Origin of the sequence: Paenibacillus sp. MY03 (genome assembly GCF_002165585.1) — a bacterium.
Taxonomy (GTDB): Bacteria; Bacillota; Bacilli; order Paenibacillales; family Paenibacillaceae; genus Pristimantibacillus; species Pristimantibacillus agaridevorans.
Genome location: NZ_MXQD01000007.1, coordinates 142,745 through 157,844, shown reverse-complemented (window position 1 = coordinate 157,844; position 15,100 = coordinate 142,745). Strand labels below are relative to the sequence as shown.

Here is a 15,100-nt window from a genome sequence, read left to right as displayed (position 1 = left end):
GCGAGGATGGAAGGAGAGCAAGGAATGAATGATTTTGAAATCAAGTTGATCAAATACGCGGAGCTTGTAGTCAAGGTCGGCGTCAACATACAACCTGGACAGGTGCTGATCGTGCATGCGCCTATCGAGACGGCGGAGCTGACAAGACTCATCGTGGCGAAGGCGTATGAGGCCGGAGCCAAATACGTCATCGTGGAATGGGACGACGAGGACATTACTCGCATCCGGTACGAGAAGGCGCCGCAGGATTCGTTTGACTATTATCCGGGGTGGGAGGCTGACCGGATGGAGCGGTTCGCGGAGGAAGGCGGCGCCATCCTGCATATCAAGGTGCCAAATCCGGAGCTGCTCCGCGGCATCGATTCCGCCAAGGTGGCGGCGGCGACCAAGGCCGCGGCAGTCGCGCGCAAGGCGTATTCGGCCTATACGCGCAACAGCCGGATCAGTTGGTCGCTGATCAAGGCGCCTACCCGCGCATGGGCGGACAAGGTATTTGCGGACTTGCCCGAGGAGGAGCGCATGGAGGCGATGTGGGAGGCGATCTTCCACATGGTCCGCGTGAACGCCGCCGACCCGGTAGCCGCCTGGCGGGAGCATATCGGGGAGTTGAAGAAGCGTCAGAATCTGCTGAACGGCAAGAAGTACAGAAGCCTTCATTACCGCGCCCCGGGCACGGATTTGCAGGTGGCTCTGCCGGAAGGCCATATATGGCGCGGCGGCGGTGGAGAAAACGAGAAGGGCGTTTATTTCGTCGCGAACATGCCGACGGAGGAAGTGTATACGATGCCCCATCGGCTAGGCGTCAACGGAACGATTCGCAGCACGCTGCCGCTGAATTTGAACGGCAGACTGGTCGAGGGCATCACGTTGACGTTCAAGGAAGGCAAAGTCGTGGAGTATGACGCCAACTCGGGCCGCGAGCATCTGACGACGCTGCTGGAGACGGACGAAGGAGCGTCCTATCTGGGAGAGTTGGCTCTGGTGCCGCATGACTCGCCGATCTCGAACCTGAACCGCGTATTCTACAATACCGGCATCGACGAGAACGCATCCTGCCACTTCGCGCTTGGCAGCGCCTATCCCGTCAATCTTGAAGGCGGCACAAAGCTGTCGGGCGAAGAGCTGGTCGCCCGCGGGGCGAACGTCAGCCTGACGCATGTGGACTTTATGATCGGCTGCGCGGAGCTCGACATCGACGGGGAGCTGCCGGACGGCACGATCGAGCCGGTATTCCGCAAGGGGAATTGGGCGCAGCAATAAAAATGGAGGGGGAGCAGGGGGAATGAACGTGGAGGCGTATTTGGCAAGAATCGGGTTGACAGGGAAGCCGGATGGCGGTACGGAGACGCTGGGCAAGCTGCAGGAGCTGCATCTCCAGGCCGTGCCGTACGAGAACCTGGATATTATGAACGGCGTGCCGCTGTCATTGCAGTTGGAGTCCATCTACGACAAAATTGTAGGCCGGGGACGCGGCGGCTATTGCTTCGAACTGAACGCGCTGTTCGGCTGGCTGCTGAGGGAGCTCGGCTACGGAGTGACCGACTACTTCGCCCGGTTCTGGCGCGACGAGGTTAATACGCCGCCTAAGCGCAGGCATCAGGTGCTTCGCGTCGAGGCCGAGGGCCGCGTCTTCCTGTGCGATGTCGGGGTAGGCGGTATCGTGCCCCGCAGGCCGCTGTTGCTTCAGGAGGGCTTAGAGCAGCAACAGGGCGGCGAAAGCTATCGATTCGACCGGGACGCGGAATTTGGCTGGATGTTGATGGAGAAGAAGAAGGACGGCTGGGCCCGCCTCTTCTCGTTCACGGAGGAGCCTCAACTGCCGAAGGACTATCTGATGGCGTCCTTCTGGTGCGAGCATGCGCCGGATTCCGTGTTCAAAAATAACCGGATCGTAGCCATGCATACGAAAGACGGGCGAAACACGGTGTGGAACGAGGAGTTCCGCCTGTTCCGCCCGGACGGCGTCCATGCCTTTACACCGGCCTCCGAGGCGGAGGATGCCGAAGCGCTCAAGAAGTATTTCGGCATTGTGGTGTAGAGTGGAATGGGATGTCCATTGACGTCGAGAACGACGATGGGCCACAAGTATCCAGTATGTGCGTCCTCGCGAAGCAGTTCCGGCAGCGGGGTGTCCGAATCCGCAACGCCTCCTCCGATAATAATCAGTCCAGGATTGAGCAGATGGATGATCGAAGCGATTGCCGCCCCCAGCGCGGCAATCGCTTCTTGCATAATGTCCGTCGCGAGCGTGTCTCCGGCTTGCCATTACAATCGATTGGACGGCCATTTCTCAAAAGGTGTATACGAAAGTAAACAGTAGTATATGGCTGGCGCGCTGGGTCCTTTCTATACTGAAAACAGGGACGACAAGCCGCGCTGCAGGGCGGCGGATGGATCCATATCAAGACCAGACGGAGGGGTAGTAGCATGAAGAAGAGATACAAAATGTTGACCATTGCAGCAACGCTAGCGTGCCTGACATTGTCCGCTTGCAGCAACGGAGCAAACGAGCCGGCCGCATCGCCGAGTCCAAGCGCGGAAGCGGGGCAAGAACAGCCGCCCGAGACGAATGAAGTGATCGAGGTGACGACGGTATCGCCAAGCGATCCGTACCTGAAGTTCGACGAAGGCGAAAGCTTCGATAAAAACGCCGTGTACGACGCTTACGAGAAGGACATCGGCGTCCGGATCAAAAACAATTGGATCGCCGACGTCAGCCAGTTCAAGGAAAAGGTGAAAATCACAATCGCTTCCGACGATCTGCCCGACTTCCTGCTGGTGAACGCAACGCAGCTCAAGGAGCTGACCGAAGCGGACATGATTATGGATATTACGGAAGTGTACGACCAGCACGCCACGGAAGAGACGAAAAAGTTCCTGACGATGGATGGCGGCATGCAACTCAAGACGGCAACGTTCGACGGCAAGCTGATGGGCATTCCGAGTTCGTACAATCCATACCAGTATCAATATTTATACGTGCGCACGGATTGGCTGAAGGAGCTGAACCTGCCGGAGCCTAAGACGATGGACGACATCATGGCGATCGCGGAAGCTTTCAAAACCAAAAATCCGGGCGGCACCAAAACGCCGTACGGTCTTTCGGTCAGCAAAAACCCGTTTAGCATGGATACGGGCGTGACCGGCCTTCGCGCTTTCTTAAACGGCTACCACGCATACGAGAATATCTGGATCGAGGACGGCAACGGGGGTCTCGTAAACAGCGACATCCAGCCGGAAGTGAAGCAGGCGCTAGCCGCGCTGCAGGATATGTTCAAGAAGGGGCTGATCGATCCGGAGTTCGCGGTCAAGGATACGGAGAAAGCGGCCGAGCTTCTCTACGATAACAGCGTCGGCATCGTATACGGCGCATCGTGGACGCCTGCCCAGCTCGCGAAGGGCGCGGTGAAGGACGGCAAGGTCGTGCAGGAGTGGGGCGTGTTCCCGATCCCGACGGCGGACGACAAGCCGGCGCTGTCGCAGATCGGCCTCGGCGTAGACGAATATTACGTCATCTCCAAGAAAGCGAAACATCCGGAAGGCGTCATCAAGCTGCTCAACCATTGGATCGCGGTCGACAACCATCCGACCGACGAGCAGAAGGTATACGAGTTCGGCAAGGATCTCAAGGAGAAAGGCAACAACTATTGGCTGCTCAGCCCGCTCAGAGTCGGCAAGCAGAAGGACAACAACGGCGAAATTCTGCCGAAAGCGATCGAGAACAAAGATCCGAGCATCCTGGAGACGAAGGATCACCGGACGCGGTACGAACGCGCGATGAAATACGTCGACGGCGATACGAGCATGTGGTGGGAATATTTGATCTCCGGTCCGAAAGGCGCATTCTCGCTGGTGCCTGCCATTCAGGATAACAAACAATATTTGCAGAACAAGTTCTATGGAGCGCCGACGCCGGCAATGGCGGAGCGCCAGGAAATTTTGCTCAAGAAGCGGGACGAGGTTTATTTCAAAATCATCATGAACCAGGTGCCGGTCGACGCGTTCGACGATTTCGTGCAGGAGTGGAAGAAGCTTGGGGGCGACGAAATTACGAAAGAAGTGAACGAGTGGTACGCCACCCATCAATAATCGATAGCGCGAAGGAGTCGGGGGATGGGGGCATTGCTCTCACCCCCGTATTGCTTGCGGAGGACTGTCGATTTAGTGAAACAGCGAGGTGATCGTCTTGAACGGAATAACAAGGCTGTGGAAGAGGGAATGGCCCCTGCACATGATGCTGCTGCCCGCCATCGTATTGGTCGTCATATTCAGCTACGTGCCGATGGCCGGCATCGTTATGGCGTTCCAGAAATACGTGCCGAACAAAGGGTTGTTCGGCTCCCCGTTTATCGGTTGGCGGAATTTCCGGCTGCTGATGGATTATCCCGATATCGGGCGCATTTTTTTTAACACGATCTACATTGCGGTGATGAAAATCGTTGCGGGACTTTTTGTCCCGATTACCATCGCGATCCTGCTGAACGAGCTGCGCCGCGAATGGGTAAAGCGCACGTTCCAGACGCTTGTGTATTTGCCGCACTTCATGTCTTGGGTGCTGCTCAGCGGCATTTTGGTCGACGTTCTGTCGCCCACGTCGGGCGTGGTCAATCAGCTGCTTGGGTATTTCGGCGCGAAGCCGATCTTTTTTCTCGGCAGCAATGACTGGTTTCCTTACGCGATGGTCATCTCCGACGTATGGAAGGAATTCGGCTTCGGCACCATCGTGTATTTGGCCGCGCTGACGGGCATAAATCCGTCGCTGTACGAAGCGGCCGAGATCGACGGGGCGGGGCGACTAAAGCAAACGTTCCACGTAACGCTGCCGGGCATGATGCCGATTATCGTGCTGATGCTGACGCTCAATATCGGAAACGTGCTGAACGCGGGCTTCGAGCAAATCTTCAACCTGTACAGTCCGCCCGTCTACGAGAGCGCGGACATTATCGATACGTTCGTCTACCGGATGGGCGTGCAGCAAGCGCAGTTCGGCTTCGCAACGGCGGTGGGACTGCTCAAGTCGATCGTATCGTTCCTGTTTATTTCGTTTTCTTATTTCTTGGCTTACCGATTGGCGAACTACCGGATCTTCTGACCCGTCGCCAATTCTACGGAAGGGAGCATCATCATGACGAACTACCGCACTTGGGGCAGAACGGTTTTCGCGGGGTGCAATTACGCATTCCTGCTGCTTATCTCCTTGCTCTGTCTCATGCCCATCGTGCACATTCTGGCGATGTCTTTCAGCTCCGGGGCTGCGGCGGCCGCGGGACAAGTGGCGCTGTGGCCGGTCGATTTTACGACGGCCGCTTACGATAACGTCTTCGGCAAGCCGGAGTACCTGCGCGCGTTCTGGGTATCCGTCCAGCGCGTCGCGCTCGGCACGTCGCTCAGCATGGTGCTTATGATCATCACGGCGTACCCGCTCTCCAAGGATCACCGCCAGCTTAGACTGCGCACCTTCTATGCCTGGCTGTTCGTCTTCACGATTCTGTTTAGCGGAGGGCTAATTCCGTCCTATCTGACCGTCAAGTCTCTTGGCATGATCGATACGATGTGGGCGCTTGTACTGCCGACCGCGATTCCGGTGTTCAATATTATTCTTCTGCTGAACTTTTACCGAAACTTGCCAAAGGAGCTGGAGGAATCGGCGCGTATCGACGGAGCAGGCCACTTCCGCACGCTGTGGCAGATTTACGTGCCGCTGTCGCTGCCCGCGTTAGCGACGACGGGGCTGTTCACGATGGTGGGGCACTGGAACAGCTGGTTTGACGGCATGCTGTACATGAATCATACTGAGAATTATCCGCTCCAGACGTTCCTGCAGACGGTCATTATCAAGCTCGACTTCCGCTTCATCAAGGCGGAAAATGCCGAGCTGCTGCTGAAGCTGTCCGACCGGACGAGCCGCGCGGCCCAAATATTTGTGGCGGCGTTTCCAATATTGATCGTATATCCGTTTCTTCAACGGTTTTTCATCAAGGGCATCGTCATGGGCAGCGTGAAGGAATAGGAGTTGACTCAATCATTCGGGGGGACGAGAGATGAAGAGCTTATTGTTCCTGCGTGACTCCTCCATTTTCAAGAAAATGCTGGTTGCCTTTCTGGCTGCCCTGCTGCCGCTGCTGGCGATCACGTGGATGATCGTCGAGCAGGGCTCGAACCGTATTCGCGGAGAAATATCCGAATCCGTGCTGAATACGGCGCGGTACTATATGGATTCGCTTGATAAGGAAGCGGATCGAATCGAACGATATTTGCCCAATTACGTCATGGACCAGGATCTCATGGAGATCGCCGCGACGGGGGATCATATGAGCTCCTACGAGAGGTCAAGCAGCATTCTGGATATTCAGAAGCGGCTTGACCTGATGCGCAATTCCAGCCCGTTCATCCGGGAGACCAAAGCCTATATTCCCGTCATCGACCGGACGGTGCTCTCCCACAGCTTCGAGACGTTCCTCGACCTGGAGGAATACGCGGCCATGCGGCAAAGCGGGAAGCTGTACGAAGAGCCGTTTATTATCTGGCGCGACCGGCTGTTCATGTCCATGCAATATCCGACCGGCACGTCCTCGAAGCCGTTGTATATCGTCGCCGTGGAGTTATCCGTACCGGAAATAAGAGGGACTCTCGCGCAAATTCGCGGTTCCCGCGGCGGGGGGAGCGCCATGATCAATTTGGATCGGGGATGGAGCGTGGAGAGCGGCGCGGATGCCGACATGGCGAGCCATATGCAGGAGTTCTCGCGCCAAAAGAGCGCTGCCGGCGCTCGTCAGGGCAGCGAGACGATTGCGTATAACGGAGCGCGATATGTGGCGATCTATACGTATTCCGCCGTCTGGAACGCGTATGCCGTTACGTACGTGCCCGAAGCCGAAGTGTTGGGCTCGCTTGAGGTGTACCGGACGTTATTTTGGTGGGCGTGCGGGCTTGCGGTCGTCATCGTGCTGTTCTTCACTTATTTCCTGCTTCGGATTATTTACCGCCCGCTGATGAAGCTGGTGCATTCCTTCCGCCGCGTGCAGATGAACCGGCTGGAGACGATCGCCGTCGATCGCGGAGCCGACGAATTCGGTTATTTGTACGAGGCGTTTAACGACACGGTGTTGCATTTGAAAACGTTGATCGAAGAAAACTACGAGGGGCAAATCCGCAATCAGCGCTCGGAGCTGAAGCGGCTGCAATCGCAGATCAATCCCCATTTTCTATATAATTGCTTCTTCGTGTTATGCAGGCTGATCAAGTCCGGCAACCAGCAGGAGAAGGCCTATCGCTTCTGCTTGCATATCGGACAATATTTCCAGTTCATCACGCGCAACGACGAAGACGATATCCCGCTCAAGCTGGAGGCGGAGCATTCCCGCACGTACGTCGAAATGCAGTCGATCTGCTACGGAGACCGGATACAGGTTGCGTTTGACGGCCAGGATCGGCTGCCGGACATCCTTGTTCCGAGGCTCATTCTCCAACCCGTCATCGAAAACGCGTATAAACATGCGTTTGATCGTATGCCGGGCCCCGGGGAATTATGGCTGCGCGGCGAGCCGGACGAAGGTTCTTTTGTTTTCTATGTCGAGGATAACGGCGACCGGATCACGGACGAGGAGATTGAAGCGCTCAGGAAGAAGCTGCGTTATTCCGCAAACCGGATCGAGGAGACAACGGGTCTCCTGAACGTGCATCGCAGAATTCAACTGCGTTATGGCGAGGAGTACGGTCTGGCGGTCGCGCGTTCCGAGCTGGGCGGGCTGCAGGTGCGGATCCGATTAAGCGCTGGCTAAAGGATAACGAACGGGGGAGGAGACATATGTATAGACTGCTTATCGTTGACGATCTGCCGATTATTGTGGACGGCTTGCTGGAATTGTTCCAAGGGCAGGAACGGCTGGAGCTTGAAGTCATGAAAGCTTATTCGGGAGAAGAGGCGCTGGAGCTGCTGAACCGGCACCGCGTCGATATCGTGCTTTCCGACATCAAGATGCCCGGCATCGAAGGTATTCAGCTGCTGAAGGAGATCGGGGCCCGATGGCCGTCCTGCAAGGTCATCTTCCTGACGGGGTACAACGACTTCCAGTACGCGCGCGATGCGGTCACTTACGGCGGATTCGATTATATTCTAAAAGTGGAGAGCGACAACAAGATTATCGACGCGGTGGAGCGGGCCATGGTCAAGCTGGACGAGGAGCTGGACCGGGAACGAATCGTCACGAAGGCGCAGAGCAGCATGAGACGGGCGCTCCCATCGCTGCAGAAAGAATATATGCTGGGGCTTCTGCAAGGGAGGACGGCAACGCGAAGCGGGTTGGAGCGGCTGTTCCGCGAGATGGACATTCCGCTTGACCCGGAGGAGCCGGTCTATCTGTTAATCGGCCGCGTCGACGGCTGGAAGGAGATGATGTCCGCCCCCGACAAGGCGCTCCTGACGTCGGCTTTCCAGAACATCGGCGACGAATATTTGGCGAGGGGCGCGCGTTATTACTCCGCCCCGTTCGAGTTCGCCAAGATCGTCTGGCTGATCCAGCCGCTGGTCGAGACTGCTGGTGTCGAGGACGACTCAGCCGCTAATGGCTCTGGCGGGAAGATCAGCTGTCTCGGTCACGCTGCCGGCGTGCTGGAGTCCATTCAGGCAACCTGCAAGGAGCTGCTCGGCATGTCGGTGTCGTTCGCGCTAGGCGCCGAACCTGTGGAGTGGGACGGCGTCGCGGAGCGGTTTTATGCGGTGAAGTACGAGCTGGCGCAGGGGCAGGGCTTGCTGCACGAAGCCATTCTGATCGAGCGGGAGGGTTCCGTGCCTGCCGAAGGGTTCGTGGGGAAAACGACGGATGTCAGCGACGGATTTTACCATGCCCGGGTGCAGATGCTTGCAGGCTGTCTGGAGAACGGCCAGCGGGAGCCTTTTTATAAGCTGTATGCCGAATTGACTTCCATCTGGAACGAGTCCGGCGCGTCGAACGAGAGGAAGACGGAGCTGTACCATTCTTTGTCCGCCGTCTTTTTGTTCCATCTGCAGCGCAACCGGGACGTTTGCGACTATGCCAATACGCAGCTCGATCTGGCGCCGCTGTTCGGCCGCGGAGACGCGCTGCCGTGGCCGGAGCTGATTCTCTATTACCAGCAATTGGCCGATTGCTGCTTCGAGTGGAACGAGCTTAACGGCGCGGTCATTCCTTCCGAAGTGGTAAACAAAGTCCATCAATACATCGAGAAGCATATTGCGACCGACATTTCGTTGAACGCGCTGGCGGATTGCGTCGGGCTCAATCCGTCGTATTTGTCCCGGCTGTACAAGCAGAATACGGGCATCGGCCTGTCCAAGTACATTAACGATTACCGGAACATGACGGCGCGGGACATGCTGCTTAACACGTCGATGAAGGTCAACGAAATCGCGGGCGCGCTGGGCTACAACTCGGCGCTTGCGTTTATTCGGTTTTTCAAGAAGCAGAACGGCGCCACGCCGCTCGAATTCCGTTCGTCGCGAAGCCAGCCGTCCGGACATGGTCAATAACTGTATACGGAAAGTAATCAACGATCTCTTTCTCGGGTCCCCCGGCGATTCTACAATGAAACTACAGACGAGGGCTTGCGAGGAGGAGAACAGAACAGATGAAACCATTAACAGCCGTCCTGCTCGGAGCGGGCAGCAGGGGAAGATACATTTACGGGCCATACGCGGAGAAATATCCGCACGAACTCCGGATCGTTGCCGTGGCCGAGCCGGACGCGGAACGCAGAAGCTCATTTGCCGCGCTTCACGGTATTGCTCCCGAGCGAACGTACACGAGCTGGGAGCGCGCGTTCGACGAGGGGCGAATCGCGGACGTGATGATCATATGCACGCTGGACCGAATGCATTACGAGCCGGCCATGAAGGCCATGGAGCTAGGGTACCACGTCATGCTCGAGAAGCCGATGTCGCCCTCCATGGAGGAGTGCATTCGGCTGGAGGAGGCCTCGCTTCGCTTGCGGCGGCTGCTCGCCGTGACGCATGTGCTGCGATATTCGCCTTTCTGGTCGGGCATCAAGAGGTGCATCGACGAGGGGGAGCTCGGCACGGTGGGAACGATCCAGCTGACGGAGAATGTCGGCTACCGCCATATGACGCACAGCTACGTGCGGGGCAACTGGCGCAAGGCGGAGGAGACGAGCCCGATGATTCTGGCGAAGTCGTGCCATGATCTCGATCTCGTCTCGTGGATGATGGGACAGCCATGCACGAATGTCAGCTCCTACGGCTCTTTGCTGCACTTCAGGCCGGAGAATGCGCCGGCGGGCTCGACGGAACGCTGCATGGAAGGCTGCGCGGTAGAGCGGGATTGCCCGTTCTCGGCGGTTAAGCTGTACTTGCGGCAGCCGACGCACGAATGGGCTCGTTATATGACGGATGACCCTACTCAAGAAGGAATCATTACGGCGTTGAAGGATGGTCCGTTCGGGCGTTGCGTTTATCGCTGCGACAACAACGTCGTGGATCATCAGGTCGTCAACATGGCCTTCGAGAACGGGGCGAACGCGTCGTTTATTATGTCCGGGCTTACCGAGAGCGGAACACGCCGCGTACAGATCATGGGCACGGCAGGCGAGATTATTGGCGACATGGACAAGGGCTCGTTCGTTTTATATCGCTACGCGACGGACGAACGCATCGAACATCGCTGCAGCGTCGAAGGCGACGGGCATGGCGGCGGCGACGAGCGGATGGTAGCCGCGTTTCTGCGAGACGTGCGGAGCTTCGACCGCAATCCGTCGCAGGGACTAACGTCTGCAACCGCGTCGCTCCAGAGCCATCTCATCGCCTTTGCGGCGGAACACTCCCGTCTTCGCGACGGCGAGTCCGTCCGTCTTGCAGAGTTCCGGGAGCAGGGAGCGGCGAGCGGGCGCGCACAAAAGTGTTAGGCTGCATATTCCGCTTGCAGGATATGCAGTAACTTACTGTAAGGACGAAACAATAAACCTCATTTAATATTTACGGCATAAAAGGGCCGGCTTCGCCTCAATAGCGGGAAAGTAAAATATAGAAAAAAGACGTAGGGCCGACGGCTCAACGTCTTTTTTTGTTTAGGAAACTATTCATCTGCCAGAATTGTGAACAAAAAAGTGGACGGCAGAGCAGTTAAGTAAAAGGCTGACCGTAACGGACACCACAGTCGCTATTTCGCAAAAATGGGGCCTGTTCAAATTGTAACGGACACAGACGACCTTACTTCCGTCAAAACCGCATAGAATGGGGGAAATGCACCAAATAGCGTCATCTAAGTCCGTTAGATTTTCAATATCGCGAAAATGCTGCAAATAGAGGCACTGAGGTCCGTTAGCGAAAGCAGAACGTTTCAGCTCCGTTACTCACAATGAATCGACAGCCTCTTTTTGTCCGTTAGGCCGTAACTCTTCCCTTGTACATGACGAAAATTGTGTCGGATTAGACCAGAAATAAAAGGATCGTCCGCTACTCGCCCCCGTCCTCAGCCTCTACAATAAGGATCAAGACAGAGAAAAGTAGGTGGAGAACATGAGCAAACCTCGCGGAGGAGAAGGTGTTTCGCTGGGGACCGGGAGACGGCGCCTGAAGCTGATCCGCGGCAATATGGATATGTATATGCTGCTCATACCGGGTTTGATTTTTTTATTCTTGTTCAAATACGCGCCGATGTACGGCATCATCATCGCCTTCCAGGACTTCAACATCTTCGGCGGCATATCCGGCAGCGAATGGGTCGGGATGGCTCAATTCGAGAGGCTGCTGCATTCCGACGAATTCCTGCAAGTACTGACCAACACGCTGCTTATCAGCTTGTACAAAATTACCATTCTGTTTCCGATTCCGATCGTCATCGCGCTTATGTTGAACGAAGTGCGGCGCATGTTCTTTAAGCGGACGATCCAGACGATCATCTACTTGCCGCATTTCCTCTCCTGGGTCATTATCTCGGGGTTGTTTATCAACATCCTGTCGCCGTCGGGCGGCATCGTCAACGAAATCATTCGATCCTTCGGCGGAGAGCCGATCTCGTTTTTTACGAGCAACAGCTTGTTCCGCAGCCTGGTCGTGTTTACCGCAGGCTGGAAGGAGATGGGCTGGAATGCCATCGTCTTTATCGCCGCCCTTGCGGGCATCGAGCAGGAGCAATACGAAGCCGCAGCCATCGACGGAGCGGGGCGCATCAGACAGATGTGGTCGATCTCGCTGCCGGGCATGCTGCCCACGATCGTCCTGATGTTCATCCTGCGAATCGGCAGCCTTCTGGAGGCAGGCACGGAGCAGATTTTGACGATGTACAATCCGCTCGTCTACGAGACGGGGGACGTCATCGGCACCTTCGTGTACCGGATGGGCCTCGGCCAGCAGGACTACAGCTTCAGCACGGCGGTCGGTTTGTTCAACTCCGCGGTAGGGTTTCTGCTGATCATAATCGGCAACATGCTCAGCCGCAAATTTATAGGTCGCAGTATTTGGTAAGGAGGGACGTTCATGTACAGAAAAACAGCAAAAGACTATATGCTCGACGGCACCATCTACATCGTGCTGATCGCGATGGGATTGATCACGCTGCTCCCCTTCGTTAATGTCTTCTCCAAGTCGGTCAGCGAGGAATGGGCGATTATGTCGGGCCAGGTCGGGATCTTCCCCGTTGGATTCCAGCTCGACACGATGGAATTCGTCGTCACGAGCTCCCAGTTTTTGAATTCGCTCTGGATCTCCGTGATCATCACAGTGGCAGGCACGCTCGGCTCGCTTCTTATCACGGCGCTGACGGCATACCCGCTGTCGAAGCGGGAGCTGCCCGGCATGGGATTCATCATCGTCCTGTTCATCTTCACCATGATGTTCAACGGCGGCATTATTCCGAACTACTTGCTCGTCCGCGAGCTGGGCCTGATCAACAATCTGGGCTCGCTGATTTTGCCCGCTCTGATTAGCGTATTCAACATGCTGGTGATCAAGAGCTACTTCGAAAATTTGCCCGCCAGCCTGGAGGAGTCCGCCAAGCTCGAAGGAGCCCGCAACCTGACGATCCTGTTCCGAATCATATTGCCGCTCAGCGGTCCCGTGCTCGCGACAATCGGACTTTTCTACGCCGTGTACTACTGGAACGATTATTTCCACCCGATGCTGTACATCAACAGCACGTCGCTCAAGCCGCTGCAGTTGTACCTGCAAGACATCGTCATGAATGCGGACACATCCTCGGCGCTCGACAAAACGGCCGACGATCTCATGAACGTGCCGGCGGAAGGCGTTAGGTCGGCTACCGTCATCGCGTCGACCATTCCGATTTTGCTGGTCTATCCTTTCTTGCAGAAATATTTTATCAAAGGCGTGCTCATCGGCTCCGTCAAGGGTTGATGGAAAACCTCGCATTAACTTTTCTCGCGGGCAGGCTCGCGCCGAACGCAAGCGAAATCCAGGTACCGGAGCGCGGCGATGCGGCGGCGGGCGGGCTTCTGTGGAAAATTAATGATATAGATTACAATACAAGCAGGAGGGTCTCACTATGACAAAACCATTTAAGCTGATTTCGACAATCGCCATGTCTGCGCTGCTGGTCTCGGTAATGGCGGCATGCTCGGGAAATAACGGTACCGCCAACAACGAGTCCGGTTCCACGAATGCCCCGAAAACCGGCAGCGAAGCGACAGCCAAACCGGATGCGCCGAAGCCGGCTCTAAAACGTCTGAACGTCTGGGCGGGCGAGGATTACAACGTTTATCCGGTCGCGAAGCTCCTGGAGGAGAACACGGGTTACAGAATGCAAACGGATATGCTTCCGCAGGACAAATGGGCGGAGAAGCTTAACCTTATTATGTCTTCGGGAGAGGCTTACGATATCGTAACTTCCTACAGCGATATGGCGCTGTATTCCGATTATGCCCAGAAAGGCGCGCTTGTCGATTTGGGTCCTCTCATCGAGGAATTCGGGCCCAATATCAAAGCGGCGCTGAAGCCTGAGTCCATCGAAGCTTTGAAAGTAAATGGCAAGCTGTACGCCATTCCGACAACCGTCACTTACGAAATCAACAGCTCCATTTTGATCCGGACGGACTGGCTCGAGAAGCTGGGCCTGTCGATGCCGACGACAACCGACGAGCTGACGAACGTGCTGACGCAATTCAAGGAAAAGGATCCCGGCGGCAACGGCGATCGCAACGTACCGCTCACGATCAAAGGCGATCAATCCATCATCGACAATATCGTAGGCGCATTCGGGATGCCGAATGCTTGGAACGATGTCGACGGGCAGCTCGTACCTCGCGTGCTTGATCCATCGTACAAGGACTATGTAGCCTATACCGGCAGCTTGTACAAAAACGGATTGATCGACCGCGAATTCGTCGCGAACAAGGATGCCACGGCCAAGGAGAAATTCGCGAGCGGCGTAGCCGGCGCGATCGTCGTACACTGGGCGGATATTCCCGCGTTGTCCGAATCCTTGGCGAAAACGAAGCCCGAAGCGACATTTGCTTTTGTTCCGCCGCTCAAAGGGCCGAACGGCGAATTCGGATTCGCGGCAAATGCCGGTTTCGACCGACTTTCTTACATTCCGAAGTCCTCCAAGCATCCGGAGGAAGCCATTAAGTGGATCAATGCCAGCCTGGAGCCGGAGACGTTCAAGAACATGGCGATCGGCGTAGAGGGCACGCACTACAAGGTTGTGGACGGCGCTTACGAGCCGATCCAGCCGATCTTTACGGACGAGCGCAATCTGGCGAACAACTTCATGGCGGGCACGGACGAGACGAATTATCCGCAGTACTGGCAAGCTCGCGTTCGCAAAAACCCTGTTATGTTCGAGGCGTTTGACTTCTTGAACAACCAGCAGCCGGCCGAAGCGAAGGTAACGAACTTGTTGGGATTGGCGCCATACATGCAGCAATATGCCAAAAACAACCAGCAGCTCAACACGATGATCGGCGACTATACGGTCAAGCTGATCGCAGGCGCGGAATCCATTGACGGCCTCGAGGATTTCCAGAAAAAATATATGGAAGCAGGCGGAGAGGCCAGCTCCAAGGAAGTTAACGAATGGTACGCAACATTAGCGAAATAGTGGTGCAATGAAGGTAGAAGCGACGGCGGTCATGCAAGATCGTCAGTCGCTTC

At 56.1% G+C, this 15,100-nt stretch carries 11 protein-coding genes and 1 pseudogene; 11 read left to right on the top strand and 1 reads right to left on the bottom strand.

What is annotated here, in order from left to right:
* Positions 1–24 precede the first annotated feature (24 nt).
* A complete protein-coding gene (locus B1748_RS08255; RefSeq protein ID WP_087567420.1) occupies positions 25–1,260 on the top strand; it encodes an aminopeptidase in 1,236 nt (411 codons plus the stop codon).
* A 22-nt stretch (positions 1,261–1,282) separates the two neighbouring features.
* The gene (locus tag B1748_RS08250; protein ID WP_087567419.1) at positions 1,283–2,038 is read left to right on the top strand and encodes an arylamine N-acetyltransferase family protein; all 756 of its coding nucleotides are present in this window, start codon (positions 1,283–1,285) and stop codon (positions 2,036–2,038) included.
* A 77-nt stretch (positions 2,039–2,115) separates the two neighbouring features.
* On the opposite strand, the pseudogene B1748_RS37935 reads toward B1748_RS08250, so the two are convergent.
* Positions 2,116–2,247, bottom strand: a pseudogene (locus tag B1748_RS37935) (ROK family protein); the annotation flags it as partial.
* A gap of 180 nt (positions 2,248–2,427) precedes the next feature.
* Between B1748_RS37935 and B1748_RS08245 the strand changes: the two are divergent.
* The 9 genes from B1748_RS08245 (at position 2,428) to B1748_RS08205 (ending at position 15,047) form a co-directional block, all read left to right on the top strand.
* Positions 2,428–4,089 (top strand): extracellular solute-binding protein, encoded by a 1,662-nt coding sequence (locus B1748_RS08245; RefSeq protein ID WP_087567418.1) that lies wholly within the window; start codon positions 2,428–2,430, stop codon positions 4,087–4,089.
* Positions 4,090–4,231: 142 nt separating this feature from the next.
* Positions 4,232–5,092: an ABC transporter permease gene (locus B1748_RS08240; protein WP_087567417.1), complete on the top strand. Its 861-nt coding sequence runs from the start codon at positions 4,232–4,234 to the stop codon at positions 5,090–5,092.
* Positions 5,093–5,125: 33 nt separating this feature from the next.
* Entirely contained in the window at positions 5,126–6,010 is an 885-nt protein-coding gene (locus B1748_RS08235; protein WP_087567416.1) for a carbohydrate ABC transporter permease, read from the top strand.
* A 31-nt stretch (positions 6,011–6,041) separates the two neighbouring features.
* Positions 6,042–7,781 carry a sensor histidine kinase gene (locus B1748_RS08230; protein ID WP_087567415.1) on the top strand — a complete coding sequence of 580 codons (1,740 nt, stop codon included), beginning with the start codon at positions 6,042–6,044 and terminating at the stop codon, positions 7,779–7,781.
* Positions 7,782–7,807: 26 nt separating this feature from the next.
* The gene (locus B1748_RS08225; protein ID WP_087567414.1) at positions 7,808–9,508 is read left to right on the top strand and encodes a response regulator transcription factor; all 1,701 of its coding nucleotides are present in this window, start codon (positions 7,808–7,810) and stop codon (positions 9,506–9,508) included.
* A gap of 98 nt (positions 9,509–9,606) precedes the next feature.
* Positions 9,607–10,896, top strand: coding sequence for a Gfo/Idh/MocA family protein (locus B1748_RS08220; RefSeq protein WP_087567413.1), 1,290 nt, complete (start codon positions 9,607–9,609; stop codon positions 10,894–10,896).
* 613 nt (positions 10,897–11,509) lie between these two features.
* The gene (locus B1748_RS08215) at positions 11,510–12,457 is read left to right on the top strand and encodes an ABC transporter permease (protein WP_087567412.1); all 948 of its coding nucleotides are present in this window, start codon (positions 11,510–11,512) and stop codon (positions 12,455–12,457) included.
* Positions 12,458–12,469: 12 nt separating this feature from the next.
* Entirely contained in the window at positions 12,470–13,345 is an 876-nt protein-coding gene (locus tag B1748_RS08210) for a carbohydrate ABC transporter permease (protein ID WP_087567411.1), read from the top strand.
* Positions 13,346–13,493: 148 nt separating this feature from the next.
* Positions 13,494–15,047 (top strand): extracellular solute-binding protein, encoded by a 1,554-nt coding sequence (locus B1748_RS08205; protein ID WP_087567410.1) that lies wholly within the window; start codon positions 13,494–13,496, stop codon positions 15,045–15,047.
* Positions 15,048–15,100 lie beyond the last annotated feature (53 nt).

Excerpts from the sequence above, each read along its gene's own strand:
- B1748_RS08255 (WP_087567420.1), top strand. The coding sequence starts at position 25 with ATGAATGATTTTGAAATCAAGTTGATCAAATACGCGGAGCTTGTAGTC.
- B1748_RS08250 (WP_087567419.1), top strand. The coding sequence starts at position 1,283 with ATGAACGTGGAGGCGTATTTGGCAAGAATCGGGTTGACAGGGAAGCCG.
- B1748_RS08245 (WP_087567418.1), top strand. The coding sequence starts at position 2,428 with ATGAAGAAGAGATACAAAATGTTGACCATTGCAGCAACGCTAGCGTGC.
- B1748_RS08240 (WP_087567417.1), top strand. The coding sequence starts at position 4,232 with ATGATGCTGCTGCCCGCCATCGTATTGGTCGTCATATTCAGCTACGTG.
- B1748_RS08235 (WP_087567416.1), top strand. The coding sequence starts at position 5,126 with ATGACGAACTACCGCACTTGGGGCAGAACGGTTTTCGCGGGGTGCAAT.
- B1748_RS08230 (WP_087567415.1), top strand. The coding sequence starts at position 6,042 with ATGAAGAGCTTATTGTTCCTGCGTGACTCCTCCATTTTCAAGAAAATG.
- B1748_RS08225 (WP_087567414.1), top strand. The coding sequence starts at position 7,808 with ATGTATAGACTGCTTATCGTTGACGATCTGCCGATTATTGTGGACGGC.
- B1748_RS08220 (WP_087567413.1), top strand. The coding sequence starts at position 9,607 with ATGAAACCATTAACAGCCGTCCTGCTCGGAGCGGGCAGCAGGGGAAGA.
- B1748_RS08215 (WP_087567412.1), top strand. The coding sequence starts at position 11,510 with ATGAGCAAACCTCGCGGAGGAGAAGGTGTTTCGCTGGGGACCGGGAGA.
- B1748_RS08210 (WP_087567411.1), top strand. The coding sequence starts at position 12,470 with ATGTACAGAAAAACAGCAAAAGACTATATGCTCGACGGCACCATCTAC.
- B1748_RS08205 (WP_087567410.1), top strand. The coding sequence starts at position 13,494 with ATGACAAAACCATTTAAGCTGATTTCGACAATCGCCATGTCTGCGCTG.